This is a genomic window from Acetivibrio sp., assembly GCF_035371925.1.
Classification (GTDB): domain Bacteria; phylum Bacillota; class Clostridia; order Acetivibrionales; family Acetivibrionaceae; genus Hungateiclostridium.
In genome coordinates this window covers 1-26,346 of sequence record NZ_DAORXT010000028.1, presented here as the reverse complement: position 1 = coordinate 26,346, position 26,346 = coordinate 1, and the positions used below count along the sequence as shown (strand labels likewise).

At 40.3% G+C, this 26,346-nt stretch carries 24 protein-coding genes and 1 pseudogene; 23 read left to right on the top strand and 2 right to left on the bottom strand.

What is annotated here, in order from left to right; genetic code table 11:
• Window positions 1-3: 3 nt before the first annotated feature.
• The 7 genes from PLH43_RS05745 to PLH43_RS05715 all read left to right on the top strand — a co-directional run bounded on the left by PLH43_RS05745 (window position 4) and on the right by PLH43_RS05715 (window position 6,813).
• Complete coding sequence (locus tag PLH43_RS05745; RefSeq protein WP_324361022.1) at window positions 4-1,602, top strand: O-antigen ligase family protein; 1,599 nt, start codon at window positions 4-6, stop codon at window positions 1,600-1,602.
• A gap of 100 nt (window positions 1,603-1,702) precedes the next feature.
• Window positions 1,703-2,335 (top strand): hypothetical protein, encoded by a 633-nt coding sequence (locus tag PLH43_RS05740; protein WP_324361020.1) that lies wholly within the window; start codon window positions 1,703-1,705, stop codon window positions 2,333-2,335.
• Window positions 2,336-2,378: 43 nt separating this feature from the next.
• Window positions 2,379-3,926 carry an NAD(P)H-hydrate dehydratase gene (locus tag PLH43_RS05735; protein ID WP_324361019.1) on the top strand — a complete coding sequence of 516 codons (1,548 nt, stop codon included), beginning with the start codon at window positions 2,379-2,381 and terminating at the stop codon, window positions 3,924-3,926.
• A 60-nt stretch (window positions 3,927-3,986) separates the two neighbouring features.
• The gene (gene alr, locus PLH43_RS05730) at window positions 3,987-5,156 is read left to right on the top strand and encodes an alanine racemase (RefSeq protein WP_324361016.1); all 1,170 of its coding nucleotides are present in this window, start codon (window positions 3,987-3,989) and stop codon (window positions 5,154-5,156) included.
• A 506-nt stretch (window positions 5,157-5,662) separates the two neighbouring features.
• Window positions 5,663-5,950: a ribbon-helix-helix protein, CopG family gene (locus PLH43_RS05725; protein ID WP_324361014.1), complete on the top strand. Its 288-nt coding sequence runs from the start codon at window positions 5,663-5,665 to the stop codon at window positions 5,948-5,950.
• Window positions 5,940-6,290 carry a type II toxin-antitoxin system PemK/MazF family toxin gene (locus PLH43_RS05720; RefSeq protein ID WP_038287169.1) on the top strand — a complete coding sequence of 117 codons (351 nt, stop codon included), beginning with the start codon at window positions 5,940-5,942 and terminating at the stop codon, window positions 6,288-6,290. Before PLH43_RS05725 ends, PLH43_RS05720 begins: the two co-directional genes overlap by 11 nt.
• Window positions 6,291-6,315: 25 nt before the next feature.
• Entirely contained in the window at window positions 6,316-6,813 is a 498-nt protein-coding gene (locus tag PLH43_RS05715) for a hypothetical protein (RefSeq protein WP_324361008.1), read from the top strand.
• Between the two features lie 100 nt (window positions 6,814-6,913).
• Here the strand turns inward: PLH43_RS05715 and PLH43_RS05710 are convergent, their stop codons facing one another.
• The gene (locus PLH43_RS05710) at window positions 6,914-7,657 is read right to left on the bottom strand and encodes a WecB/TagA/CpsF family glycosyltransferase (protein ID WP_324361006.1); all 744 of its coding nucleotides are present in this window, start codon (window positions 7,655-7,657) and stop codon (window positions 6,914-6,916) included.
• Window positions 7,658-7,690: 33 nt separating this feature from the next.
• The gene (gene csaB, locus PLH43_RS05705; protein WP_324361004.1) at window positions 7,691-9,928 is read right to left on the bottom strand and encodes a polysaccharide pyruvyl transferase CsaB; all 2,238 of its coding nucleotides are present in this window, start codon (window positions 9,926-9,928) and stop codon (window positions 7,691-7,693) included.
• A gap of 301 nt (window positions 9,929-10,229) precedes the next feature.
• On the opposite strand from csaB, the gene PLH43_RS05700 reads away from it, so the two are divergent.
• From PLH43_RS05700 to PLH43_RS05625, 16 genes and pseudogenes are all read left to right on the top strand, one after another.
• A complete protein-coding gene (locus PLH43_RS05700; RefSeq protein WP_324361002.1) occupies window positions 10,230-11,135 on the top strand; it encodes a YitT family protein in 906 nt (301 codons plus the stop codon).
• 99 nt (window positions 11,136-11,234) lie between these two features.
• Window positions 11,235-12,080, top strand: coding sequence for a transketolase (locus tag PLH43_RS05695; RefSeq protein ID WP_324361000.1), 846 nt, complete (start codon window positions 11,235-11,237; stop codon window positions 12,078-12,080).
• A 1-nt stretch (window position 12,081) separates the two neighbouring features.
• On the top strand, window positions 12,082-13,017 hold the full coding sequence (locus PLH43_RS05690) for a transketolase family protein (RefSeq protein WP_324360998.1): 936 nt from the start codon (window positions 12,082-12,084) through the stop codon (window positions 13,015-13,017).
• A gap of 347 nt (window positions 13,018-13,364) precedes the next feature.
• Window positions 13,365-14,429 (top strand): ATP-binding cassette domain-containing protein, encoded by a 1,065-nt coding sequence (locus tag PLH43_RS05685; RefSeq protein ID WP_324360996.1) that lies wholly within the window; start codon window positions 13,365-13,367, stop codon window positions 14,427-14,429.
• A 1-nt stretch (window position 14,430) separates the two neighbouring features.
• Window positions 14,431-15,153 carry an ABC transporter permease subunit gene (locus tag PLH43_RS05680; protein WP_324360994.1) on the top strand — a complete coding sequence of 241 codons (723 nt, stop codon included), beginning with the start codon at window positions 14,431-14,433 and terminating at the stop codon, window positions 15,151-15,153.
• 6 nt (window positions 15,154-15,159) lie between these two features.
• A complete protein-coding gene (locus tag PLH43_RS05675) occupies window positions 15,160-16,563 on the top strand; it encodes a GldG family protein (RefSeq protein WP_324360992.1) in 1,404 nt (467 codons plus the stop codon).
• Window positions 16,560-18,032 carry a DUF4340 domain-containing protein gene (locus tag PLH43_RS05670; RefSeq protein WP_324360989.1) on the top strand — a complete coding sequence of 491 codons (1,473 nt, stop codon included), beginning with the start codon at window positions 16,560-16,562 and terminating at the stop codon, window positions 18,030-18,032. Before PLH43_RS05675 ends, PLH43_RS05670 begins: the two co-directional genes overlap by 4 nt.
• A 78-nt stretch (window positions 18,033-18,110) precedes the next feature.
• Complete coding sequence (locus PLH43_RS05665) at window positions 18,111-19,220, top strand: hypothetical protein (RefSeq protein ID WP_324360987.1); 1,110 nt, start codon at window positions 18,111-18,113, stop codon at window positions 19,218-19,220.
• A gap of 80 nt (window positions 19,221-19,300) precedes the next feature.
• The gene (locus PLH43_RS05660) at window positions 19,301-20,482 is read left to right on the top strand and encodes a DUF5711 family protein (protein WP_324360985.1); all 1,182 of its coding nucleotides are present in this window, start codon (window positions 19,301-19,303) and stop codon (window positions 20,480-20,482) included.
• A 17-nt stretch (window positions 20,483-20,499) separates the two neighbouring features.
• The gene (locus tag PLH43_RS05655; RefSeq protein WP_324360983.1) at window positions 20,500-21,219 is read left to right on the top strand and encodes a CvpA family protein; all 720 of its coding nucleotides are present in this window, start codon (window positions 20,500-20,502) and stop codon (window positions 21,217-21,219) included.
• Between the two features lie 237 nt (window positions 21,220-21,456).
• A complete protein-coding gene (gene ilvD / locus PLH43_RS05650) occupies window positions 21,457-23,121 on the top strand; it encodes a dihydroxy-acid dehydratase (protein WP_324360982.1) in 1,665 nt (554 codons plus the stop codon).
• Between the two features lie 58 nt (window positions 23,122-23,179).
• The gene (ilvB, locus tag PLH43_RS05645; RefSeq protein WP_324360981.1) at window positions 23,180-24,847 is read left to right on the top strand and encodes a biosynthetic-type acetolactate synthase large subunit; all 1,668 of its coding nucleotides are present in this window, start codon (window positions 23,180-23,182) and stop codon (window positions 24,845-24,847) included.
• A 268-nt stretch (window positions 24,848-25,115) separates the two neighbouring features.
• Window positions 25,116-25,265 carry a 50S ribosomal protein L33 gene (gene rpmG / locus PLH43_RS05640; protein WP_324360979.1) on the top strand — a complete coding sequence of 50 codons (150 nt, stop codon included), beginning with the start codon at window positions 25,116-25,118 and terminating at the stop codon, window positions 25,263-25,265.
• A 72-nt stretch (window positions 25,266-25,337) separates the two neighbouring features.
• Window positions 25,338-25,556, top strand: a complete 219-nt coding sequence (gene secE, locus PLH43_RS05635) for a preprotein translocase subunit SecE (protein WP_324360977.1) — start codon at window positions 25,338-25,340, stop codon at window positions 25,554-25,556.
• A gap of 56 nt (window positions 25,557-25,612) precedes the next feature.
• Window positions 25,613-26,146: a transcription termination/antitermination protein NusG gene (gene nusG / locus PLH43_RS05630; RefSeq protein ID WP_324360976.1), complete on the top strand. Its 534-nt coding sequence runs from the start codon at window positions 25,613-25,615 to the stop codon at window positions 26,144-26,146.
• Between the two features lie 119 nt (window positions 26,147-26,265).
• A pseudogene (locus tag PLH43_RS05625) lies at window positions 26,266-26,346 on the top strand (50S ribosomal protein L11); the annotation flags it as partial.

The following is a 26,346-nucleotide window of genomic DNA, read 5'->3' as shown; positions in this document are numbered from 1 at the left end:
GCTTTGCTTCACGATAGTGTGCTTTTAAAGCCGATCTTTCTAATGATAAAGGTGATAAACACTTCATATGAAAACAGTATTTTAAAAAGGATTGTCACCTCTGTCATCAATTTTTTTAAGAAGCTTAACCATTTTTATGAGAACAGCCTTACTGCGCGCATAGCAAAATTTATAACAGAGATGTTGTATAACAGTGCCATAATTGGCTTCTTTACAAGAAAAGGCAAAATGGCTAAGTGGTGGGAACATTCTCTGGTTTACAGGATATTAAACGGCTGTTTTGAAGTTCCGTCAAAAATTTTAAAGGGTTTTTACCAGAAGCATGAAGACGTGTTTTTGGAGAGCATTGCAATAAGAGCGTTAAAGGCTTTGCTGCAAAGAATGGAATGCATAGTGGGTTTGTTTTTGATTGCTATTCTGGTTGTTCCCCATGAGAGATGGAATAATATTTACAATGTGGCAATAGCATTGCTCCTCGTTTTTCTGATTTTTATAAATACTATAATTCAAAGGCACTGGATGTTTAATTTCAAGGCATTGGATTATACGCTCATATTGTTTATGACGGCTGTGGCCGTTTCTTTTGCCACTTCCATGAATATCTCAAGCAGCATGAAATATCTGTTGTTTTATATAGCTTGTTTTCTGTTTGTTTTGGTAATTGTCAGTACTGCCAAAAATGAAAATTCCCTTCAGACGATTATTGAAATGATGCTTTTTGGCGTTACTGCGATAGGACTTTTCGGATTGTGGCAGTCTATTAGCGGAGCGGTCGTTTTTGACCCGTCCCTTACCGATGTTGAGATGAATCAGGGTATGCCGGGAAGGATTTATGCCACTATGAGCAACCCCAATAATTACGGTGAGATACTGATAATGACGCTTCCGTTTTATGTAAGCGTGATTTTAAATTCCAAGACTTTCTTTAAAAAAGCGTTATATATAATTATGGCGTTGCCACCTTTGGTTGCGCTTTTCAATACCGGCTCCAGGTCATCATGGATAGGTTTTGCGGTTTCGGTGATAGTGATAACATTTTTGCTCAATAAAAGACTTCTGCCCTTTATATTGGTGGGAGGAGTAATGATGATACCTTTTCTTCCCCAATATGTTTACAACCGAATTCTTACTATTTTCAGGGCTTCGCAGGATACTTCAGCCCAGACCAGAATCAAGATTCTTCAGACTGTGGAACCAATGTTAAGGGAGTATATGGTATCTGGAGTTGGTTTGGGTTCGGACATATTCAGGCAACTGATTCAGAATTACAAACTTTACACCAAAGCAGTTCCGCCTCATACCCATATCCTGTATTTGCAAATCTGGATTGAAATGGGGCTTGTCGGAATTGTTACTTTTGCGTGGTATATTTACAGAACAATAAAGAATTCTGTTATTGGCATATACAATTCAAGCCTGACGCTTAAAGCCATACTTGCCTCAGGGACAGCTGCGTTGTGCGGGATTTTGGTTACATCCCTTGTGGAGTATAGCTGGTATTATCCGAGGGTTATGGTTATGTTTTGGGTGCTTATAGGGATAATAGCCTCAGCAACGTATCTGGCTGAATTAAAGAATAGGAGGCTTTCGGAAATAGATTAATTAAAACATACAATTATGCCGATACAAAAATATGCACAATTATTTAATAATGGCATCAAAAAGTAATCCAAAGGCCTTATGAGAGGTTGGTTGTGATTGTATGTTTGATTTTTTTAAGCGCAGGCAAAACAAAAACAGTGAATTTGACTGGTCGGTATTAAAGAAAAACAGTATACCTATACTTATACTGGACGAGCGATGGCATAACGTTTTTAAGAACGTGGAAAAAACAAAAGAAATTATTGAAAAAGAGGAAGAGCTCAAGGAGCTTTTAAAGGAAGAATCCCGCCTTGCTTTTGAGAAGAAGGAGATTCTGTCCAGAAAAAAAAGCTACCTTGACAAAATAATAAAGCTTACTCCGGAAGTATTTGACAACAACAACGAGCAGTCAAAAGCGGAAATGGAAAAGTGCGAGAAGGAAATAAATCAGATAAACGAAAGGATTAAAACTATTGAAGCCGAAATTGACAACATGCCCGAAAGAATTCGGGAAGCAAACTTAAGGCTTCTGGAATGTACGATAAATTCGGTGTATTTTAAGATGAGGGAAAACCAGGTTAGGGTTAAGGAATTGGAAGAGCTAATTGAGAATACCAAAAAACAGCTGGCAAGCTATATTGAGGAAAAAGAAGGTTTGAACGAATACGATAACGAAGTCTACACATATTTTCATGACCTTCTTGGAGGAGAGGAGCTTCAAAAGCTGGATAACCGGTATTTCAACAAAGGATAGAAAAAATTGGATGCCGAAAACCTTATGCAACGGAGGTAGGGACATGAGAATTGTTACGCCTGTGCAAATGAGAGAGATTGATTCATATACTATAAACAGCATAGGGATTCCTGGGATTGTGCTAATGGAGAATGCTGCCGTAAGAATGACCGATGAAATTCTAAAGGATTATGGCAGCATAGTTAACAAGAATATAGTTTTGTTTGCCGGAAAAGGGAACAATGGTGGGGATGCCTTTGCAGTTGCAAGGCATCTTTGCAATAAAGGGGCAAATACAGTTGTATTTATACTTGCAGCAAAAAAGGATATCTCAGGTGACGCCCGAATAAATCTCGACATACTCGAAAAGATGGGCATAGAAACGGTGGAGGTTTTGGAAAGCGGCAAGTTGGAAGAGGTAGAGGCAAGACTTGAAAGGGCCGACCTTGTGGTGGATGGCATTTTCGGAACCGGCCTCAAAGGCGGCATCAAAGGTTTTAAAGGTGATGTTATAAGGCTTGTAAATCAAAAAAGCAAACCCGTTATTGCCGTTGACATACCTTCGGGAGTGGACGGTGAAACTGGAGAAATAGCAGGAGAATGCATAAAGGCTTACAAAACCGTTACCTTCGGATATCCCAAATTTGGCCACTTCCTGCATCCGGGATGTGAATTTGCGGGAGAATTGGTGGTAGCTGATATTAGCATTCCCGAAAGTGTGGCTGAAAAATTTAATGTAAGAAGTTATGTAATAGACAGGGAAACAGTTTCAAAATTGATACCTAAAAGGCATATAAACAGCAATAAAGGTGATTACGGAAGAGTATTTGTCATAACGGGCTCTTTTGGAATGACGGGAGCCGGATGTCTTGCCGGAAATGCGGCTTTGCGCTCCGGTACGGGGCTTTTATACCTTGGTGTTCCTAAAGCCCTGTCTTTTATATATGAATGCAATTTGACGGAAGCCGTAACAATTCCTTTGGAGGATGAAAACAAAGGATTTCTGACAAAATCATGCATACCTCAGATTCTTAGGCATATGGAAAAGATGGATGCAGTTGCGGTAGGTCCCGGCTTGTCTACCGAAGAAGGCGTGGAGGATGTGGTTTTCAGTGTTGTTGAAAACAGCAGGGTGCCCTTGGTGATTGATGCCGACGGACTAAACTTGATAGCAAAGGATTTGTCGGTATTAAAAAGAAGCAAAGCACCAATTGTTCTCACTCCCCATCCCGGTGAGATGGCAAGGCTCATGGGCACAAGTATTGAAGATGTGCAAAAAAACAGGGTAAATGCAGCAAGGGAATTTTCCGAAAAGTGGGGCGTAACAACCGTATTGAAGGGAGCAAAAACCATTGTGGCAGCTTCCGACAAAAGAGTGTTTGTAAACCTTACAGGCAATCCCGGAATGGCTACCGGAGGCACCGGGGATGTTCTTACTGGAGTGATTGCAAGTTTTATAGGGCAAGGTCTGGACCCTGTCGATGCAGCGGTAGCAGGGATATATTTACATGGACTTTGCGGTGACCGTGTTGCAAGCATAAAAGGGGAGCATGGTCTTGTTGCAGGTGATTTGCCAGGGGAGATTTCTCATGCAATTAAATCACTTATATAAAAATTAATTCATATTTATTATATATGAAACTATATACGGACATCTAAAGAGGGAATGATAATGGATTATAAATTTAACAGGGCATGGGCCGAGGTTAATCTGGACAATATTGCCCATAATGTAAAGGAAATCAGGCGAATTGTTGATAAAAAAGTTGAGATAATGGGAGTGGTTAAGGCTGATGCATACGGGCATGGAGTAATGGAGGTTGCCAGAACGCTTTTGGAAAACGGCGTAACCCGTCTGGCGGTGTCCATGCTGGATGAAGCCATACAGCTTCGTCAAAACGGCATTCAGGTTCCGATATTAATATTAAGCTATACCGACCCTGTAAGGGCGGAAGAAATTGTTTTAAACGATGTTACCCAGACGGTTTTCAGCTACGACTTGGCAGAGGCTTTGTCCGAGGCGGCTGTAAAGCACAATAGAAATGTAAAGATTCATATCAAAATTGACACCGGTATGACCAGGGTTGGATTTATGCCGGGTTACAGTGCAGTTAAGAATGTGGTGCAAATAAGCAAGCTGCCGGGCATTATTATTGAGGGATTGTTCACCCACTTTGCATCGGCCGATGAAACGGACAAATCCTATACCTATATGCAGTTTGAAAGGTTTATGAGCATAGTCGGCGAGCTTAACAGGATAGGGGTGTATATTCCTGTCAAGCATGTATGCAACAGTGCCGGGCTCATTGAGTTTCCCGAAATGCATCTAAACATGGTAAGGCCAGGGATAGCATTGTATGGTTTGTATCCTTCCGATGAGGTGGACAAAACAAAAATTGACTTAAAGCCAGCCATGTCTATGAAGGCGAATGTCATTTTGGTAAAGGACGTGGAAAAGGATACCTGCATCAGCTACGGAAGAATATTCAAGACAAGCCGAAACAGCAGGATAGCAACCATACCAATAGGATATGCCGACGGATATACAAGGCTTCTTACCAACAAGGGAAAGGTGCTTCTAAACGGCCAGCCGGCTCCGATTGTGGGGAAAATCTGCATGGATCAGTGCATGGTGGACATTACGGATATTGAAGGAGATGTAAAAGTCGGCGATGAAGCTGTGCTTATCGGAAGGCAGAAGGATAACGAAATAAAAGTTGAAGACCTGGCAAAAAGCGTGGGAACAATAAATTATGAGCTTGTAAGTATAATCGGAAAGAGAATTCCCAGGGTTTACCTAAAAGAAGGAAAGATATATAATGTATTAAATTATTTGATATAGCGGTTATATAATTTAAAAATGTAGAAAGAATATAATTAAAATGTGTTTGATATATTGTCATAATAATACAGCTGATAATATAATAAAATATACGGATTCGGTTAACAAACATATATTTTGCTTTTTAATTCATGACAAATATCAAAGTTTTATGTATAAGTTGGGCAAAATAACAAAAAACTAAACTTTAGAAATAATATTGCTGCAGCGCTGTAGACTTTTGGTGGGGTATTCGACCGGTGTTAAGTCCAAAAAGATTTTACCAAGAATTACATAGATGCTTGAAGGCAAGTAATTAAATTTTAATTTGACCCGTGCATATGTTAGATATTATAATTAATATATATAGTTATAGAATTACTGCCTTCGCGATTACCGTTTATTGCAAAACAACCTTTGACAAAGAAAACGTAATTTTAATATTTCTTTGTAAACAGCATAAGCAAGTGCGTCATTTGAATTTTTCTTTATGTCTTAACCCAAAAAAAGAAGTGGGGGTTTTACTTTTGGCACAATTAAAGAAGATATTAATCAGTCTTCCCGACAATCTACTAAAAGAGGTTGATTCCATTGTGGCAATGGAGAAAATTAACAGAAGTGAGTTTGTTCGGGAGGCAATGAAGCTTTATATACGTGAGAAAAGAAGAATTGAAATGAGGGATAAATTGAAAAAAGGTTATCAGCAAATGGCTGAAATTAATGTCAAACTTGCGGAGATCTGTTTTGAAGCAGATAATGACCAGCAACAAAAATATGAGGAAAGCCTCAGGGAGTTGGAAGATAGTGGTAATTAAACGCGGAGATATTTTTTATGCAGATTTAAGCCCAGTTATAGGCTCGGAGCAGGGAGGAATAAGGCCTGTACTTATTGTTCAGAACGATATTGGAAATAAATATAGTCCAACTGTTATAGCATCGGCTATAACTTCACAGATAAACAAAGCAAAGCTGCCGACACACATTGAATTGAGTGCAAAGGAATATGGGCTTCCGAAGGATTCGGTGGTGTTGTTGGAGCAGATACGAACCATTGACAAGAAAAGACTGAGAGAAAAAATCGGCCATTTGGATGACGAACTGATGGAAAAGGTTAATGAGGCACTGACGATAAGTTTTGGATTGATAGATATGTAGAGGCTTAAGAAGGGGGTTACAAAAGATGAAAAAATTTAATTTTAACAAAAATTCAAGAAAAATAGCATTGATGCTTATTTTAAGTGTCGCGATTATACATATTGTTCAGGTGGTCCAAGCTGCAGTTACAGCTGAGCCAGGTTCACAAGAGGATCCATTGGTTTCTCAAAGTTATGTGGATTTGAAATTTCAAGAGATGGCAAAGAAGTTGGAAGAGGCCGAGAAGAGACTTGAGGAAATTGAAAAGTACGGCAAATTTGAAGCGCTGGAATTGACAAAGGGTCAGGTACTTATTGCAGGTGCCAGTGCCGAATTGATATTAAGAGGCGGTAAGGCCCTGGCAATAGGAGGGGAAGGCGGAGGCCTTTCCGATATTACCTCGGGTACGGGCGCGGATGTAAATACCGATGATGAGGTACCTTTAAATCATCTGCTGCTGATATCCAGAGATGACGGCAGGGGCCTTAAAGTTACAAGCGAGAAGGCATGGGTTCTTGTAAAAGGTCCGTACACAATAGAATAAGATTTTTGGATGGATAAAATAAAGGAAGCATCATAGCTTCCTTTGTTTTATGTAAGTCTCTTTAGTTTTACTTTCATATTTGATTATTTGCTGCTCCAAATTATGAATTTCTTTTAGGCTTGATTTTGTTGGCTATGACCAGGAGTATAAAACGGGGCAGGTCCAGCATTCTTACAAAACGCCAGGGCTCTTTGTAAAGCCTGTACAGCCATTCTAAGCCGTGTTTTTGAAAGAAAACCGGAGCACGCTTTGCCTTTCCGGCCAAAACATCGAAAGTACCGCCGACACCGATGCATATTTTGACTTTGAGCCTATTTTTGTTTTCATGAATCCATTTTTCCTGCTTCGGTGCACCGAGAGCAACCAGCAGAACATCGGCATTGGAGCTGTTTATTTCGCGAATTATTTCTTTTTCTTCGTCTTTTGTAAAATATCCGTTTCTTATTCCCACCACATTAATGTTTATTTGCCTGTCCAGAAGGTTTTTATATGCTTCCTCTGCAACGCCGGGTTTGCCCCCGAAAAAGAAGAACTTGATATTTTTTGAGGCATCATCCGAAAAAAGCATATTTGTGAGGTCAAATCCTGCCACTCTTTCTTTCAAAGGGCAGCCGTTAATTTTGGATGCCAGTACAACTCCCGCACCGTCAGGTACCAAAAGGTCGGCCTCGCAAAGTATTTTCTTTAGCTCGGGGTCTCTTTGAGCTGCCATCATTATTTCCGAGTTCGGGGTGTAAACCGTATGCAGCCTGTCTTCGTTTAGAAATCTTTTTACAATATTTAAAGCTTCAACCATTGAAACATTGTCAATGGGTATGCCGAGTATGCTTACTGTGTTACGCATAAAAATCTCCTTCTTGCTTAATGTTTTTTTCATTTAAAGAGGTTTCTCATCAATCATTTCAATCGCAATTTTGGCATTCTCGAGAGCCTTGTCCTTAAGAAGGACAGTGGTTGTTTCCAGGTCTTTTTTGATGGATTCTCTGTTTTCCCAGGTTTCATCCACTAGTCTCTTCATATGCTCAAGCTCAAGGGAGCTTACATGCCCTGCAGATACCTGCTTGACATACTGCATAAAGCCTTCAACTTTGGGCTCATATACCATTCCTATTACAGGAATTCCAAGGCTTGCGGCAAAAATAAGGGCGTGAAGACGCATTCCTATGAGCATTTGGGTCTTGCCGATTATCCCGAGCATCTCCGAAACTGTGGGTTTGTGGGATATTACAAAGCTTTTGTGCTTCATTTTAGACATTATGTTTTGAATTATTGCAAGGTCTCCCGGGTAATGCATTGCTATAAAAAGAGGTTTTACCCCATACTTTTCAACTATATAGTCGGCAAGAGCGGCAATTACGTTTTCATATTTTTCGTGCTCGCCCCATCTTCTTACAGAAATTCCGATAAACTGTTCGTTAGGGTCAATTCCCTCACTTATTAGAAGTTGATTTATACGCTCATTTTTTTCAGGCATTATAGTAAAAGCCGGGTCTGCAGTTACTTTTATATTGGGTTTTTGAATGTTAAGGTTGCGCAATTCTTCGCAGGACAGCTCTTCTCTTAGGGTAATGACATCCACCTGGTTTACGACTTTCTTTGTAAGTCTTCGGTTTTTTTCCTTGTTCAAAGGTCCTATGCCGTTGGCGTAGATCATTACCTTCATGCCCATCTTTTTGGCGAGCCAGATCATTCCGAGGTAGTACACCAAAGAGCGGGTGCTGGTGTTGTCCTGAATCAGGCTTCCTCCACCGTTTATAAAAAGCTTTGAATTCTTCATGATGTGAAGGATTTTAAGAAGGTTGAACCTGTTTATTGAGTCAACATTGTATACAAGGCCTGTCTCCAACGGGTTTTTGGACAGAACCAGAATTCTTAAATCCTTTCGGTACATACGGAGATTATCAATTATAGCCATAAGCATGGCGTCATCTCCAATATTTTTAAAACCGTAGTAGCCAGAGATAATTGCATCATAACGGTATTTTGACCTGCTGTTTCGAAAATTACGAAGAAGGATTGTTTCATATATTTCAAGCTGGGTTTTGCACATATTGTCCAGAGAAAAGTAAGTACTTGCCTTTTCATGAAGTTTCTCACCCATTTTGCTTCTTAGTGACGGGTCGTTTATGAGGGTCAGTATATGTCCTGCCAAAGTCTTGTAGTCCTCCGGCTTAAAAAGAAAACCGTTTATCCCGCTTTCGATAAGGTCTGAAATTCCACCTACATCGCTGCTTATAGTTGCTTTCTTTAACAGTGACCCTTCAAGTATTGCATAGGGAAAGCTTTCGCTAAGCGAGGTTAGGGTGTTTATATCTATGCAGTTTAAAAAATCGTAAGGCTTGTTTACAAAGCCTAAAAAGAAGACGTTGTCTTGAAGGCCGTAAGATACGGCTTTTTTTTCAAGAGATTTTCTCTCGGGCCCGTCCCCTGCTATTAAAAACCTTGCCGAAGGAACGGTTTTGATGACAACGCTTGCAGCCTTAAGGAACGTATCAAGGCCCTTTACGGGGTCAAGACGGGCCAGTATTCCGATAATAACATCGTTTTTGCCGAAATTTAGATTGTATTCTTTCAAAAAATCTTCCTTTGGCAAAGGATTAACTTCCTGGTTGAAATTGATGCCGTTGTAGACAGTAAATATGTTTTGAGGGCTGAATTTCCTCTCAATAAGCATTGTCTTAAAGTTTTTGGATACGGCTATATAAAAGTCGAGAAATCTTAGTGACAGTGTATTTATAACACCAAAGGAGAACATTTTGAAAACATTCTGCAAATAATCAAGTCTATAATCACTGTGGATTGTTGTAACCACGGGAAGTCCTGTGAACTTTTTCACAAAAAGGGCAATCATATTGGCTTTTGCACCGTGGGAATGAATAAGATCATACCCTTCTTCCCTTACAATGCTTAGGACTTTTCGCACATCGGAAAAAATGGTGCCTGTCTTTACAATTTCCACATTTATACCCATTGCACGGGCATCATCGGCAAAAGCACCCGTTCTGAAACTAATAAGCTTTACATTTATATGTTCGCCAAGTTCCCGGACCAAAGAGAGAACATGGCTTTTGGCTCCGCCCACGTCTCCTCCGCCTATTAAATGAAGAACCTTCATGAATACTCTCCTTAAAAAGTCTTAATTATAAAATATCAATAAATATAAATAAAGAATTCCCCGTCCAAATCATGTCTGTTAATATGTCCAACACATTATAGCATATAATATACGTGAAATGAAAGTGTATGTCACAATATAATTTTGCATATTTGCCGTGCTTTTAAACCTAAGAAGGATAAATATTATTATAAGGTGGATAAATATTATTATATAAGGTTAAAATATGGGTTGAGCTTGAGTTTTATGGGTAAGATAAAAGTAGCAACATTTCTTTTAACAATTATGGGTTGAGGTGAAAATGAAGAATGTAAAAATACTCATAACAGAATTTAAAGATTATTTGCTGATAACTACAGGCTCGCTTATTACCGCAATGGCAATCAATGTTTTTATGGTTCCGTATAAAATTGCACCCGGGGGTATAAGCGGAATAGCTACTGTAATCTACTACATTACCGATGCCAAGGTCCCTGTAGGTACTGCCATGCTGATTCTAAATGTGCCCCTGTTTATGATGGGCATTAGACTAATAGGGAAAAAGTTTACAATAAAAACACTGTACGGGACAATTCTTCTTTCCCTGTTGATAGATGCAACGCAGCCTCTTACGGACCGCTTTGTAGAGAATTATCTTGCAAGTACTGAGAATTACCAGTATACACCGGATATTTTGCTGTATTCGATATTTGGCGGTCTGCTAATGGGAATAGGATTGGGGCTTGTGTTAAGATCCGGTGCGACAACCGGGGGGACGGACCTTGCGGCAAGGATAGTAAACTACGTTGTACCGGCATTTACGATGGGGGAGACATTACTATTTATAGATACCGGCATAATAGTATTTGCAGCTTTTGTATTTAGAAGTGTTCAGCTCGCACTGTACTCCATAGTTACATTGTATATTAGTTCAAAGATTATTGATGCTATTTTGGAAGGAGTAAATTTTGCAAAAGCACTGCTCATCATATCGGACTCTCCTCAAGAGATAGCCACAAGCATTTTGAAAGATTTGGACAGGGGGGTGACAGCGCTTAAAGGAAAGGGGATGTTTACAGGAAATGACAAGGAAGTTCTTTTCTGTGTGGTGCAAAGAAGACAGATTCCGATGGTAAAAAAAATTGCGCGGGATATTGATAAAAAGGCCTTTATTGTACTGACAGATATAAGAGAAGTCTTGGGAGAAGGCTTCAAAACCTATGATTAGGATTGTATCAAAAAAAACAACCAAATAATGTATAAAACTATAGACTTAAACCTTTTACTGTAGTATACTATTATAAAAAAATTTGTAGGAGTTGTTTGGATGGACGAGAAGAGAGTAAATGAGCTTAGAAAGTACTCTACAAAAATCAGAAAACATATTATTGAAGCGGTTTATAATGCAAAATCGGGGCATCCCGGAGGATCGCTTTCAAGTGCAGATATAATAACAGTACTGTATTTTAATGAAATGCGTGTCGATCCCAAAAATCCTGCATGGGAGGATAGGGACAGGTTTGTTTTGTCTAAAGGTCACTGTTCACCCGCACTTTATTCGGCACTGGCGGAGAAAGGTTTCTTTCCTGCAGAAGAGCTTTTGAAGTTCAGACACATAGACAGTTTCCTTGAAGGACACCCCAGTATGAGATATGTTCCGGGGGTTGATATGTCTACCGGCTCTTTGGGACAAGGAATATCGGCTGCTGTGGGTATGGCGATTGCAGGAAAACTTGACAAAAAAGACTATTATGTTTATGCGATGCTGGGAGACGGTGAAATACAGGAAGGGCAAGTCTGGGAGGCGCTTATGTCGGCTTCCCACTACAAGCTCAACAATCTTATAGCCTTCCTGGATCACAACTATTTACAAATAGACGGCAATATCAAGGAGGTAATGTCTCCTGAGCCTGTTGTAGACAAGGTTCGGGCATTTGGATGGAATGTTATTGTAATTGACGGACATGACCACAAACAGATATCGGATGCTGTCCGTGAAGCTAAAAAGTCCGCGGAAAAGCCAACAATGATAATTGCCGAGACTGTAAAGGGTAAAGGTGTCTCCTTTATGGAAAACGCGGCAGAATGGCACGGTTCACCTCCAAACAAAGAACAGCGTGACAAGGCTATAGCAGAGCTGGATGCGATACTTGCAGGATTGGAGGGGAAATAATATGCAGGAATTGATTGCGACAAGAGAAGCTTATGGAAAAGCTTTGGCAGAGATAGGTTCCGACCCGAGAATTGTTGTTATGGACGCGGACCTCTCAAAATCAACAAGAACAGAGATTTTCAAAAAGAAATATCCCGAAAGGTTTTTCAATATGGGTATTGCCGAGGCTAATATGATGGCAGCCGCGGCCGGAATTGCTTCCTGCGGAAAGATAGTGTTTGCAAGTACCTTTGCAATGTTTGCGTCGGGAAGAGCTTTTGAGCAAATTCGAAATTCCATATGTTATCCACAGTTAAATGTAAAAATCGGAGCATCCCACTCCGGACTTACTGTGGGAGAGGACGGAGCGTCCCACCAGGCTATTGAGGATATAGCGATTATGAGGGTAATACCCAACATGACGGTTGTCTGTCCTGCCGATGCCGTTGAGACAAGAGAAGCCACAATAGCGGCTTACAAGACACCGGGGCCTTTCTATTTAAGACTTACCAGGCTTGCGGTACCGGTCATATTCGATGAGAATTACAAGTTTGAGCTGGGCAAGGGAGTTACGGTAAGGGACGGCAATGATGTTACGATAATTGCCACCGGCCTTATGGTAGGAAAGGCTATTGAAGCAGTGGATATTTTAAAGCGGGACGGAATTAATGCAAGACTTATCAATATTCATACAATAAAGCCTATTGACAGGGATATCATTATCAAGGCTGCAACCGAAACCGGTGCAATTGTGACCTGCGAAGAGCACAATGTAATCGGCGGACTTGGCAGTGCTGTGGCCGAGGTTCTGATGGAAACCAGACCTGTCCCTATGAGAATGGTTGGAGTTATGGACAGGTTCGGAAAGTCCGGTAAACCGGATGAGCTTCTTAAAAAGTACGGATTAACCCCTGAAAATATTGTGGAAAAGGTAAAAGAAGTCTTGAAAAGCAAATAGAAAAAAGTAATATCGGTTGATTGAAATACTACCCGGGTGTAATTTGTTGTGCCCGGGTATTTTTGATATTTGGATTGATTCTGCCGGCAATAATATAGAGCTTAAATATTACTTGAAAAGAAGGATAAAAAGCTATATAATACCGACGTCGGTACAATTAATTGCTACATAAAAATTTTATCTGGGAAACAGTTTGGTTCTGGTTTGGCACAAACGGTGATTTCTTTTAGTTTGTCAAGGTTTATGATTAATAGTTACAAATTGTTCACAATTTATTAAAATTAATTTATGATAATAGAGTTGTATGCTGCTATTTTCACAAATATTAATAGGAGGGAAGAAACCAGATGATTGAAATACAGAATTTGACCAAAAAATACGGTCAAATAGTGGCTGTCGACAACCTGAATTTTACGGTTGAAAAGGGAGAAATTCTTGGCTTCCTTGGGCCGAACGGAGCAGGTAAGTCTACTACTATGAATATGATAACCGGCTATCTGCCTTCGACTGAGGGTACTGTAAAAGTAGCCGGATATGACATAGCCGAACAGCCGAATGAAGTCAAAAAGCGTATCGGTTATTTGCCGGAGAATCCGCCCCTTTATACCGATATGACTGTCGATGAGTACTTAAACTTTGTCAGTGAATTAAAAAGTGTAGAGAAAAGCAAGAGAAAACAACAGATATCCGACATTACGGAAATGTTGAGAATTGGCGATGTGAGAAAAAGGCTTATAAGAAACCTTTCCAAAGGTTACAAACAGAGGGTGGGATTTGCCCAGGCCCTGATAGGCAGCCCTGAGGTTCTTATTTTGGACGAGCCTACGGTCGGTCTTGACCCCAACCAGATACTTGAGGTAAGAAACGTTATAAAGGATTTGAGGAAAGAGCACACCATTATTTTGAGTACTCATATAATGCAGGAAGTAAGCGCGGTATGCGAGCGCATTGTCATAATAAACAAGGGTAAGATTGTGGCAGTGGACACACCGGAAAATCTGTCAAAGGCTATTTCCGACAATTTGAGATTTACAATTAAAATTGCAGGGGAGAAGTCTTCTGTCATAGGAGCTTTGCGGGCTGTTGACGGTGTTAAGAATGTTGAAGTACGTGACAAAGTCGAAGATGATGTTTATGTGTATGCCGTTGATTCCGACAAGGAAGTAGATGTTAGAAAGCCTATATTCTTTACAATGGCAAAGCTGGGCTACCCAATCCTTGAGACCAAAGAAGAGGAAATGGGTCTTGAGGAAATATTCCGTGAGCTTACGACAAAGGATATTGTTGTAAACACCGGGGCTGACAATTCTCAAGAAGACTCTTCGGAAGAAATGCCTTATGAGGATGTTGAGTCAAAAGACAATGAACAGACGCAAGAGAATGCCCAGGCAGAAGAGAAGGAGGTTGAATAAGATGTTGGCGATTTATAAAAAAGAGCTTAAAACATATTTTTACTCCCCGTTGGCATATGTTCTGTCGGGAATATTTGTACTGGTTTTCGGAATATACTTTTTGAGTCAGACCATAACCAAAGCCGGTCAGGGCATAGCTCAGTTTGTTTTCGGAGGACAGCTTTATTTTGCAAGCTTTTGGCTTGTTATGTTGATTCCTATATTAACCATGAGAGTGTTTGCCGAAGAAAGAAAGAGCGGAACGGAAGTTTTATTGATGACATCTCCGGTAAGTGTTCCTAAAATAGTTATAGGAAAGTTCCTTGCAGCATTTACAGTATTTTTAACCATGACGGCTCTTACGGCAATTTTCCCCATCATAATATCCATAAAAGGTGAATTGGTTATTTCCAGTGCATTATCGAGCTATCTTGGCTTTATACTGTTGGGAGCTTCCTTTGTAGCTTTTGGACTTTTTACTTCTTCCATAACGGAGAGCCAGATAATAGCTGCAGTATTGGGAACCGTAACTTTGTTCTTTATACTGCTTATAGACCAGCTAAAGAGTTTTACTTCCGGTATTTTACTGAAAATAATAAATCAGTTGTCGCTGTATGAGCACTACAAGCAGTTTGTCCAGAGTGTAATCAGCTTGAATGATATAGTGTTCTTTTCGAGTTTGACGGCAATGTTCCTTTTACTGGTGATGATAGTTATAGAAAAAAGGCGATGGAGTCAGGGGTGATAAATAATGAAAAAGAATTTAAAATATAGCTTGGTTTTTACTGTTATGGCGATTCTTGTTATAGGGGTAACGATACTGGTAAATGCTTTTGCTGCAAGTCTCAATATAAAATGGGACGTATCCCAAAACAAGATGTATTCTATTGGAGAGCAAACCAAAGTAATTCTTGAGGGTTTAAAACAGGAAGTTGACGTGGTAATGCTCGCAGACAAAGACGAAATAAAGACATATGAAGCAGGATTTATTCTTGTGGAGTTTTTAGAAAAATACAGCAAATTTGACAAGGTAAACGTAAAATTTGCCGACCCGGACAAGAATCCCGATATAGTAAAAGATTTAAACAAGTCCGGTACATTAAATCCTCAGGAAAATGATATTATTGTAAGAAGCGGGGACAAGGTAAAGAAAATTACTATATACGATATTTTTCAGCAGGACTACTACGGGCCGGTAATGTTTATGGGCGAACAGGCAGTAACCGGAGCAATCAAATATGTTACCAGCGAGACCATACCTACGGTATATTTTATCGATGCCCACAGCACAAAAAAGCTTGAGTCGAATTACAACTATCTCGCAAAGGCATTGGAAAGCAACGGCTATGATGTTAAGAAATTGGATTTGACGAGACAGGAAAAGGTTCCTGAAGATACCACCGTTTTGTTCTTCGCACCGCCGAACCAGGATTTATCCGCTGCGGAAAGGGATAAAGTAATTGATTATTTGAAAGGTGGCGGAAATGCAATATTCTTGTTTGACCCATTGAATTCCGACGATAGATTGGACAACTTCGACAGAGTGTTGAACGAATACTGTATGGCGTTAAATTATGACAGAGTAAGGGAAGGCAACGAAATGTACTATGTTGCAAACAGGCCTTACCACATTATACCTGAGCTTGGTGAGACTGATATTACCGCCCAGCAGACTGCGGAGCAGTTCTCCGTAATAATGCCTGATTCCAGAAGTATCAAGAGACTCATTAATGACAAGGATCCTCTGACAATCACCCCTCTTCTTACCACCAGCAGTGATGCTGTAGGAGAGCCTTTTGGCGGCGGAGAAACGGAAGAAACCAGAGGGCCGGTTGATGTTGCTCTTGTTGCAGAGTATTCCAGTGCGGTAAATACCAAAATTGTTGTCTTCGGAAACGGTTCTTTCCTGACGGATGAAGTGTATCAGTCATATTACCCGTATTCGTCAAGCAATCTGTATCTTATTGGTCTTACGTCGGATTGGATGCAAGACAAGTCAAACGATGTGTTTATTGTGGCAAAAACTTCAGTAACCGACACTATAAATCTCAGCGGATTTAATGCTACTTTAATAATAGCTATAGCTGTTTTGGCATTTCCGATTATAATTACATCCATGGGAATTATTATATGGTTAAGGAGGAGGCATCTATGAGTACTACGAAGTTGTACAGGAATATTGCTATTCTTACAGCTGTCTTACTTGCTCTGATAGGTGCGTTCTTTCTGGTCAAATACAAGCTTTCCTCTGACGAAGCGGAAGATTATAAGCAGATTGAAATATATAAGCTGGACAAGGAGAAGGTAGTAGAGGTTACGGTAATAAACGGCGAAGATACCTTCGTATTCAAAAAGAGCGAAACCGGGAATGACACCGCGAGCGATACCGAGGATGATGACAACTGGGAGCTGGTTTCCGGGGGAGACTTTACTATAAATCAAGTTCGGGTTAGAAGTATTGTTGCCAATATTTGTGATCTTTACGCTACCAAGGAAGTGGAGGATAATCCAAAAAACCTTGCGCAGTACGGGCTTGACAATCCGGTGACAGTGACCGTCAAATTATCCGACGGGACAACTGCACAAATAGAAGTTGGAGATGCAACGCCTACAGCAAGCGGATTTTATGTAAGGGAAGCAAGTAAAAACAAAGTATATACAATTTCCTATTATGCAGGAGATATGCTCAAGGCAGATGAAAACGGCCTAAGGAACAAGTTTATCCTGGATGTTACATCGCAAGAGGTAACCGAGTTGGCTGTGACAAAGAACGGAAAACGTACCTTTAAGACAGTAAAGTCGGATGAAAAAGGATGGTATATGGTAGAGCCTATAGAGGCAAGCATCAACATGGTCAGGCTGACTTCGGCTTTAGATGCACTTGTGAGGGCAGAAGTAGTGGATTATGTTGAGAAGAATGTAAAAGACCTTGCAAAATACGGTCTCGACAATCCGTCCTATATTGTTGAAGCAGCTGCCGGAAGTCAGAGAGTCACTCTCCTTATCGGTGACGTAAAGGAAAACAATGCAGAGTCTTATGGAATGTTTGAAGGAACCGATGAAGTATTCACAATAAATCCGGGTACCCTTGGATTCCTCGATACTCCAGCTCTGGAGATTATAGATGGATTCATATACGCACCATATATTTACACTATAAATGATTTGGACTTCAATATAGATGGCAAGACTATAAAGCTTAAGATTGAAGAAGTGAAGAATGAGGCAAAAGCTGAGAATACGGAGCAGTCTGAGGAAAGTGAAGATAAAGTAGACAAGCAATACAAGTATTATATTGACGGCATTGATGTAGAGGCTAAAAAAGGAGAGGACGGTGTGTCGAAATTCAGGAATTTCTATGCTTCGATTATAAGCATAACGGCGAGTGAGATTGAGCCTGAAACGACACCTTCGGGAGACGCCGAAATCAGTGTAGTTTTCAATCACAACAACGAAGCGGGCAAGGTAACGGTGGAATTTATTCCGAGGGATGAAAGAACCTACTATGCAATGAAGAACGGCAAGTACACAGGTATTGTCGTCAGAAAAGACGCCTTCAATGCTGAGGATGGACCAAGAAAGACTTATGAAGAACTTATGAATTTCCTTAACAGTGAGGAATAAAATTAATTGGTAATTTGCAAAACAACTCCCACATAGAATTAATTTAGAGAATTAATTCTATTGCAAGGAGTTGTTTTTTTGTTTGGAGAGGTAAAGGATATTTTAAAGGTTGCCAGTATATATATGGCAACGGTAATTGGTGCGGGATTTGCTTCGGGCCAGGAGATTATGCAGTTTTTTTCGTCTTACTATGAGGGTGGATTTTACGGTATTATTCTGGCAGGTATTTTGTTTGCTTTGATAGGATATATTGTATTGGTGAAAGTCCATAGTGAAAGGATACGAAATTATGAAGAGTTCCTTTTCCCGACTGCCGGATGGGTTATCGGATGGATTATGGAGATTATGGTGACACTGTTTATGGGTTCGGTATTGTGTATAATGGTTGCCGGAGCAGGAAACATAATATCCGGTGCAATAAATATACCGTATCACTATGCCACGTTGATAGCTGCAATTTTATGCATGATTGTTTTTCTTACGGACATAAAAGGAATAGTGGTGTTGAGTTCTTTTGTGACACCTGTCTTGGTATTGGGTATTCTGGGGGCCGGATTTTATGTCATAGCGAACATGGATATATGGGTTTTCAATCCGGTGGACGGATTTAATGCAATAACCGATAACTGGCTTGTCTCCTCGCTGCTTTATGTAAGCTACAACAGCATAAGCGGAGTTGTGGTTATGTGTAGTCTCTTACCATACCTAAAAAGCAGGAGAATTGCTGCGGCAGGAGGAATTGTCGGCGGGCTTACGCTAAGCTTTATAGCAATAATTTTAAACATTATCCTTTATCTGTTTTATCCCGATATTATTTCAGAAGAGATTCCGGTCTTAAGTGTAATTGGAAGGTACAATTCGGCTTTAGGGGGATTTTACAGGATTTTGCTCCTGCTTGCAATGTTTATTGCTGCTGTTACATCGGGATATGGTTTTATTGAGAGAATAGCAAATAAGGTTAGAATAAGCAGGAAAATATTGATTCCGGTAATATGCGGTTTTGTTGTGCCGATTTCAAATGTGGGATTTTCGGGACTCATATCGTCGGTATATCCGATATTTGGGTATATAGGAATGTTTATGATGTTTATGATACTGTTCCAGGGACTCAATATGCTCTTTTCAAGGCTTTCCGCGTGTTTTGCTCCTGTTTCCTCCAAGAGGGTGTACAAAAATAGAGACCGATAGATTGAAGTAAAAACGATATATATGATACAATATTTTTATACTGGTTTATTTACTTAAGAAAAATATGGAGTGAGGTCAAGGTGAACAGCCCTGAAAACGTACCAAAGACGCGGCAACCTTCAAGCAGGATGAGTATACTACTGTTTTTTATACTTATGGTCATAGTTGTATGCACGGCTGCTGTTGCCTATCTCAACAGCAAGGGTATAGACATTAAAAGCATAAGTGTACGGGATGTAATAGCAAACGGATTTTTCATCGGAGATAAAGAGGTATATGAAGTAACAGGCAACCTGTTAAGATATGAGGACAGCCAAGGCTCTGAGTTTGGCGTTCACAAGGGCTACATTGTAAGATGCACAAAGAACGGAGTGGAGTACCTTGACAGAAACGGTGAGGAGCAGTGGATATACCCCGTTTCATTGAACTTACCGTATGTAAGGTCCTCAGGAGAGTATCTTTTGGCTTCGGGTTTGGAATCAAAGGATATTTATGTATTGAGCGGCAAGGAGAAAAAGTGGGAAAAAAAGCTGGATTACAGTATAATAAATGCCAGCATAAACAATGCCGGTTATGTTACTGTTCTTCACAAGGCTGACAGGGACAAATCCGCAGTATCGGTATTCAACAAGCAGGGAGTGTTCCTTTTTACCAAGATTTTAGGAGAAACTTATGCTATTTCATCGGAGGTGTCCCCGTCCGGAAGAGAGGTTCTTATAAATTGTGTGGATACTTCAGGCATTAGCATAAATACGGGGCTTCACTTGTATACAATTGCAGGAGAGAGTGTTGTTGGCAAGACTTTTGAAGACGTTATTTTTCCGGCAATTCGCTATTTGAATGACGATACTGTTGTGGCAGCGTCGGATTCGGCGATTTATCTCTTTGGACGGGATTTGGAAGAAAAATGGAAAAGAACAGTAAACGGCAAAGTATATAGTTTGGATATTATGAAAGACAGATATGCCGTATATGCTTTCAGTGAAAAAGGTATGATGGGACAAACCGGCCATGTGCTCATAGTTGATTCCAAAGGAAGAGAAGTGGCGGATTACAGAATCGACCAGGATATTGTGAATATAGCCGCAAATAATGACTTTATAGCTATAAACACATCAAAATGTGTTTATTTTATAGATGTTGCCGGACAGCTCAGGGGAAGCTACACTTCGGAGTATTTGATAAATGAAGTGAAGTTTCTTGGCTCAAATGAAGCTTTGGCAATTACAAAGGAAGGCGTCATTCTTTTAAAAATGAATTAGCTTATAAGGGGGAAAATATGAACTGGATTGATTTGGTGGTAATTGCAATTATTTTGGGATTAGCATTGGTTGGGTATAAAAAGGGCGTTGTTTATGCAGTATTTAAGCTGGCTTCTTTTTTCATATCGGCAATTTTATCCGTCAAACTTTATCCGATAATTTCAAACATTTTATCAAAATCAAAGTTATTCGACAGTATAAAGAGGGGAATTTTCACCAATCTCATGCTCCGGCAAGAGGCTATGAGTCTTGGGGTTAATTCGGCGGCAAAGGCTTCGGCCCAGTCAGTTGTTGACGGCCTGAATCTGCCCGGATTTATGAAAGATATGATAAAAAACAGCATTGGCAAGAGCTTGCCAAATCTTACGGATTTGATTGATGTTTCAACCATTATGGAGTCCCTTAGTGATGTTCTTGCCCATATGATAATTGACATTATAAGTCTGATAGTTATGTTTGTTGTGATAAGAATAGCATTGTTTATACTCCAGGGTGTATTAAAAGGTATTACTTCCCTTCCGGTCATAAAGGAGGTAGACAAGATAGGGGGCTTTACTTTGGGCGCATTGGAAGGGCTTATGGTGGTTTATATTGTTTTTGCCGTACTGATGATGTTCAGTGCATCACCGAAGTTTCAGGGATTGTTTGATGCCATTGAAAGTTCGGGCATTGCAAAGGTGCTGTACCAGAACAATTTTATTGTGGACTGGATGTTCCCGAAGGATATCATAGTGTGAGGTTTGACACAATTAATGAATGTTATTTATGGTTTTAAAATATTTAACGAAAAATGCTTTTTTATTAAAACACTGGACAATCAAAGCTTTGTAGTAGTAAAATAAATAATAAACAAATCAATAGCCGGGCAAACCCGGCTATTATTATAATAATTTGGAAATCATAGCAAACAGCAAGGTTTAATTTTTGATTTTAATATTGAGACTAATATATATTTGGAAAGCGAGGAATGTGTCGTGAAGAGTGACGTAGTAAAAAAGGGTGTGGAGAAAGCTCCTCATAGAGCATTATTTAAAGCAATGGGTTATACAGACGAAGAATTGCAAAGACCCCTTATAGGTGTTGTTAATTCCAAAAATGAGATTATTCCCGGACATATACATTTGGACAAAATTGCCGAGGCTGTAAAGGCAGGCATCAGAATGGCCGGAGGTACTCCCGTTGAGTTCGGCGCAATCGGAGTATGTGACGGGATAGCAATGGGACATATCGGAATGAAATATTCCCTGGCTACAAGAGAGCTTATAGCAGATTCCTGCGAGGCGATGGGATTGGCCCATAGCTTCGATGGTATGGTATTTATCCCTAATTGCGACAAGATAGTGCCCGGAATGTTGATGGCAGCTGCAAGGATAAATGTTCCTTCTATTGTGATAAGCGGAGGTCCCATGCTGTCATTGAGGCACAATGACAAAGATCTGGATTTAAACAGTGTGTTTGAGGCTGTAGGTGCTTACAAGGCTGGTAAAATGACAGAAGAGGAAGTAAGTGAGTATGAGGAAAAAGCATGTCCCGGCTGCGGTTCTTGCTCCGGTATGTTTACCGCCAACTCCATGAACTGCCTGACTGAGGTTTTGGGAATGGGTCTTCCCGGCAACGGAACAATTCCTGCGGTTTATGCCGAGAGAATACGCCTTGCAAAGAAGGCCGGAATGAAGATAATGGAGTTGGTTGAAAAAGATATAAAGCCTTCGGATATTTTGACGCCAAAGGCCTTTGAGAATGCTCTAGCCGTGGATATGGCTTTGGGGTGCTCGACAAACTCGGTGCTTCATCTTCCAGCTATTGCCAATGAAGTGGGAATAGAAATAAACCTTGACATCATAAACGAAATAAGCAGCAAGGTGCCCAACCTTTGCAAGCTGGCTCCGGCAGGACACCATCATGTTCAGGACCTGTACGCTGCAGGAGGAGTGCAGGCTGTGATGAAGGAGCTTTCCAAAAAGAATCTTTTGAATTTGGATTTGATAACCGTTACCGGCAAGACAGTGGGAGAAAACATTGAAAATGCAGTAATAAAAGACAATAATGTTATAAGAAGCGTTGACAATCCATATAGTCCCACAGGCGGCATAGCAGTGCTTAAGGGTAACCTTGCTCCCGACGGCGCAGTTGTGAAGCGCTCGGCTGTTGCTCCCGAAATGTTGGTTCATAAAGGGCCTGCAAGGGTGTTTGATTCGGAGGATGCTGCCATAGAAGCAATTTACAATGGAAAAATAAACAAAGGCGATGTAGTCATAATTCGTTATGAAGGTCCAAAAGGTGGCCCCGGCATGAGGGAAATGCTGTCCCCAACTTCCACAATCGCAGGAATGGGTCTTGACAAGGATGTTGCCTTGATTACCGACGGACGCTTCTCCGGTGCTACTAGAGGTGCTTCAATAGGTCACGTATCTCCGGAGGCCATGGCAGGAGGACCTGTAGCAATAGTCAGAGACGGGGATATTATCAGCATAGACATACCTAACGGAAAGCTTGATATTGAAATATCTGAAGACGAAATCCAAGAGAGAATGAAGCAGTGGAAGGCACCTGCACCAAGAATAACAAAGGGTTATCTTGGAAGGTATGCAAAACTTGTTTCTTCTGCAAACAAAGGTGCAATCCTCGAAAACAAATAGTCTGACAAATACATTTAATTTGTGGTGATATTTACGGAAAAATATGGGGGTAATAGAAATGAAATTGACCGGTTCGCAAATATTAATTGAGTGTCTTAAAGAACAGGGCGTGGATACAATATTTGGATTCCCGGGCGGAGCTGTTTTGAATATATATGATGAACTGTACAGAGCTCAAAATGAAATACGGCATATACTGACATCCCATGAACAGGGGGCGGCCCACGCTGCAGACGGCTATGCCAGGGCAACAGGGAAGGTTGGGGTATGTATTGCCACATCCGGTCCCGGTGCTACAAATCTGGTTACGGGGATAGCAACTGCCTACATGGATTCGGTTCCGATGGTTGCAATCACAGGACAGGTTGCAACGTCACTTTTGGGAAAGGATTCTTTCCAGGAAGTTGACATAACTGGAATAACCATGCCCATAACCAAGCACAACTTTATAGTCAAGGATGTTGAAAAATTGGCTGACGTGGTACGCAGAGCATTCTTTATAGCAAAGGAAGGAAGACCAGGCCCCGTTCTAATTGATATATGCAAGGATGTAACCGCGGCATATGCCGAATATGAGCCAAAGTCTCCAAAAAAATTGCCGTCAGTTCCGGTAAGAACAGATGAGAAGGATATTGATAGAGCTGCAGAGGCAATTAATAAAGCCCAAAGGCCGGTTATTTTGGCAGGCGGCGGCGTGTCGATTGCCGGAGCTAATAAAGAGCTCTTCGAGTTTGTAACCAAAGCCCAAATACCTGTTACCACAACTTTAATGGGAATGGGTGCTTTTCCGGGAAACCATGAGCTATTCATGGGAATGATTGGAATGCACGGTACAAGAACTACAAATATGGCAGTTTCCGAATCGGATCTTTTTATTGCCATCGGAGCAAGGTTTAGCGACAGAGTAATAAGCGATGTCCGGAGATTTGCGCCTAATGCGAATATTATGCACATAGACATTGACCCTGCCGAAATAGGGAAAAATATTAATGTTCAATATGCCATTGAAGGCGATATAAAGAAAATACTGAAGCTTCTAAACCAAAAGGTGGAAAAGAAAGAGTGCACCGAATGGGTTAAAACAATCAATGAGTGGAAAGAGCTCTATCCTCTCAAATATCCTCAGGACAACAAGCTTCATCCGCAGTACATTATTGAAAGAATGTATGAGCTCACCAAAGGAGAAGCAATAATAACTACTGAGGTGGGTCAGCATCAAATGTGGGCTGCCCAGTTCTATAAATACACTTCTCCAAGACAGTTTTTGTCTTCAGGCGGTTTGGGGACCATGGGATACGGTCTTGGAGCGTGTATTGGCGCGCAGATTGGAAAGCCTGATAAAAAGGTTATAAATGTTGCCGGCGACGGCAGCTTCAGGATGAACTGCAACGAGCTCGCCACAGCTGTCGAGTACAAGCTTCCGGTAGTAATAGCTATATTTAACAACCGTGCTTTGGGAATGGTAAGACAATGGCAGCAATTGTTTTACGGAGGAAGGTATTCTGCGACTACATTGGACAGGTGTACCGATTTCAAGGCTCTGGCGGAGGCTTACGGTGCCATCGGAATAAATGTAACAACCAAGGAAGAAGTCGACGAGGCTCTAAAGAGGGCTCTGGCGTCTTCAGATACTCCTGTGGTGATTAATTTTGAGATTGACAAAGATGAAAAGGTATTCCCCATTGTTCCACCAGGAGCACCGATCAGCGAGCTTATTGAAGAGTAATAATTTCATAAAATCGGGCGTAGAGCGAAACAGGTATTTTTTAGATAAAAAACGATTTATAACGATTTACATAGAGATTTACATAGATTAAAATCGATTTTAAAGAAAAAAATTTATGGACAAACATATAAAAAACCTTGACTTTGACAAAAATATATGTTAAATTATTGATTGTTTCGCTGTACGTCTTTTTTTTTATGTGAAAATGAGATATAAAATTATATTTTAAATATATCTGATTCTTAGAAAGACCTTGGAGGTGTGAAAGGTGAGAGTAAAAATTACATTGGCTTGTGGAGAGTGCAAGCAGAGAAACTATGATACAATGAAAAACAAAAAGAACAATCCCGACAGACTTGAAATGAGAAAATATTGTAGGTTCTGCCATAAGCATACCGTTCATAAAGAGACAAAATAATGCTGACATCGGTAGAAGTACTTCTGTTGCGGTGACAGAACAAAAAATATTTAAAAATGGAGATGTGTTCGTATGGCTGAGGAAGTGAAAGTCTCTAAGGTTGAAAAGACAAAAGGGAAATTTGTAAGATATGTAAAGGACATTAAAAACGAGTTAAAAAGGGTTATCTGGCCTACAAGGTCGCAGCTTATCAACAATACCATTACGGTTTTGATTATGTGCCTAATTGTTGGAGTAATAATTTGGTTGTTTGACCTTGGATTTGGTGCTATATACAACCTTATTTACTAAGCTTATGCATAAAGCAGTATGCACTAATAAAGTTATAAAGGAGGACTTGGAGCTTTATGCCGAATAATGAAGTATCCGAGGGAGCAAAATGGTATGTGGTTCATACTTATTCCGGATATGAAAACAAAGTGAAGGCAAACCTTGAAAAGATCGTTGAAAATAGGAATTTACAGGACTATATTCTCGATATAGTTGTGCCTATGGAAGAGCAGATTGAAATTAAAGACGGCAAGAAGAAAGCCTCCCTCAAAAAAGTGTTTCCAGGATATGTTCTTGTCAAGATGATAATGAATGACGAATCTTGGTATGTAGTCAGAAATACAAGAGGGGTTACGGGGTTTGTCGGACCGGGATCTAAAGCCGTGCCTTTATCCGATGAGGAGATAAGGGCTATTGGAGTTGAAGAGTTTGCTCCTGTGCTGGACTATGAGGTCGGAGATAATGTAAGGGTAGTTTCGGGTCCTTTGGAAAACTTTATTGGAATAGTTGAAGAAATAAATCTGGAAAAGAAAAAGGTACGTGTTTCTGTGTCAATGTTTGGAAGGGAAACACCTGTTGAACTGGAGCTTTTCCAGATTCAAAAAATATAAATTGTTTTGGAAACGGACATTATAATTTTTACTATAAAATATTGCAAGAGTTAATAATAAATCCCTCTTTACCAAAGTAAAGGGTGATTTATTATGATAAGAATTGGGAGGTGGAAAATATGGCTAAGAAAGTCGTTGGCTATGTAAAACTTCAAATTCCTGCGGGGAAAGCAACTCCGGCTCCACCGGTTGGACCAGCT

What these genes read in the sequence shown, in the direction of transcription:
- PLH43_RS05695 (WP_324361000.1), top strand. Translation starts at nt 11,235, where the DNA reads ATGGACGAGAAGAGAGTAAATGAGCTTAGAAAGTACTCTACAAAAATC.
- PLH43_RS05740 (WP_324361020.1), top strand. Translation starts at nt 1,703, where the DNA reads ATGTTTGATTTTTTTAAGCGCAGGCAAAACAAAAACAGTGAATTTGAC.
- PLH43_RS05735 (WP_324361019.1), top strand. Translation starts at nt 2,379, where the DNA reads ATGAGAATTGTTACGCCTGTGCAAATGAGAGAGATTGATTCATATACT.
- PLH43_RS05675 (WP_324360992.1), top strand. Translation starts at nt 15,160, where the DNA reads ATGAAAAAGAATTTAAAATATAGCTTGGTTTTTACTGTTATGGCGATT.
- PLH43_RS05680 (WP_324360994.1), top strand. Translation starts at nt 14,431, where the DNA reads ATGTTGGCGATTTATAAAAAAGAGCTTAAAACATATTTTTACTCCCCG.
- alr (WP_324361016.1), top strand. Translation starts at nt 3,987, where the DNA reads ATGGATTATAAATTTAACAGGGCATGGGCCGAGGTTAATCTGGACAAT.
- PLH43_RS05655 (WP_324360983.1), top strand. Translation starts at nt 20,500, where the DNA reads ATGAACTGGATTGATTTGGTGGTAATTGCAATTATTTTGGGATTAGCA.
- PLH43_RS05700 (WP_324361002.1), top strand. Translation starts at nt 10,230, where the DNA reads ATGAAGAATGTAAAAATACTCATAACAGAATTTAAAGATTATTTGCTG.
- ilvB (WP_324360981.1), top strand. Translation starts at nt 23,180, where the DNA reads ATGAAATTGACCGGTTCGCAAATATTAATTGAGTGTCTTAAAGAACAG.
- PLH43_RS05690 (WP_324360998.1), top strand. Translation starts at nt 12,082, where the DNA reads ATGCAGGAATTGATTGCGACAAGAGAAGCTTATGGAAAAGCTTTGGCA.
- PLH43_RS05710 (WP_324361006.1), bottom strand. Translation starts at nt 7,657, where the DNA reads ATGCGTAACACAGTAAGCATACTCGGCATACCCATTGACAATGTTTCA.
- PLH43_RS05670 (WP_324360989.1), top strand. Translation starts at nt 16,560, where the DNA reads ATGAGTACTACGAAGTTGTACAGGAATATTGCTATTCTTACAGCTGTC.
- csaB (WP_324361004.1), bottom strand. Translation starts at nt 9,928, where the DNA reads ATGAAGGTTCTTCATTTAATAGGCGGAGGAGACGTGGGCGGAGCCAAA.
- secE (WP_324360977.1), top strand. Translation starts at nt 25,338, where the DNA reads ATGGCTGAGGAAGTGAAAGTCTCTAAGGTTGAAAAGACAAAAGGGAAA.
- PLH43_RS05715 (WP_324361008.1), top strand. Translation starts at nt 6,316, where the DNA reads ATGAAAAAATTTAATTTTAACAAAAATTCAAGAAAAATAGCATTGATG.
- PLH43_RS05685 (WP_324360996.1), top strand. Translation starts at nt 13,365, where the DNA reads ATGATTGAAATACAGAATTTGACCAAAAAATACGGTCAAATAGTGGCT.
- nusG (WP_324360976.1), top strand. Translation starts at nt 25,613, where the DNA reads ATGCCGAATAATGAAGTATCCGAGGGAGCAAAATGGTATGTGGTTCAT.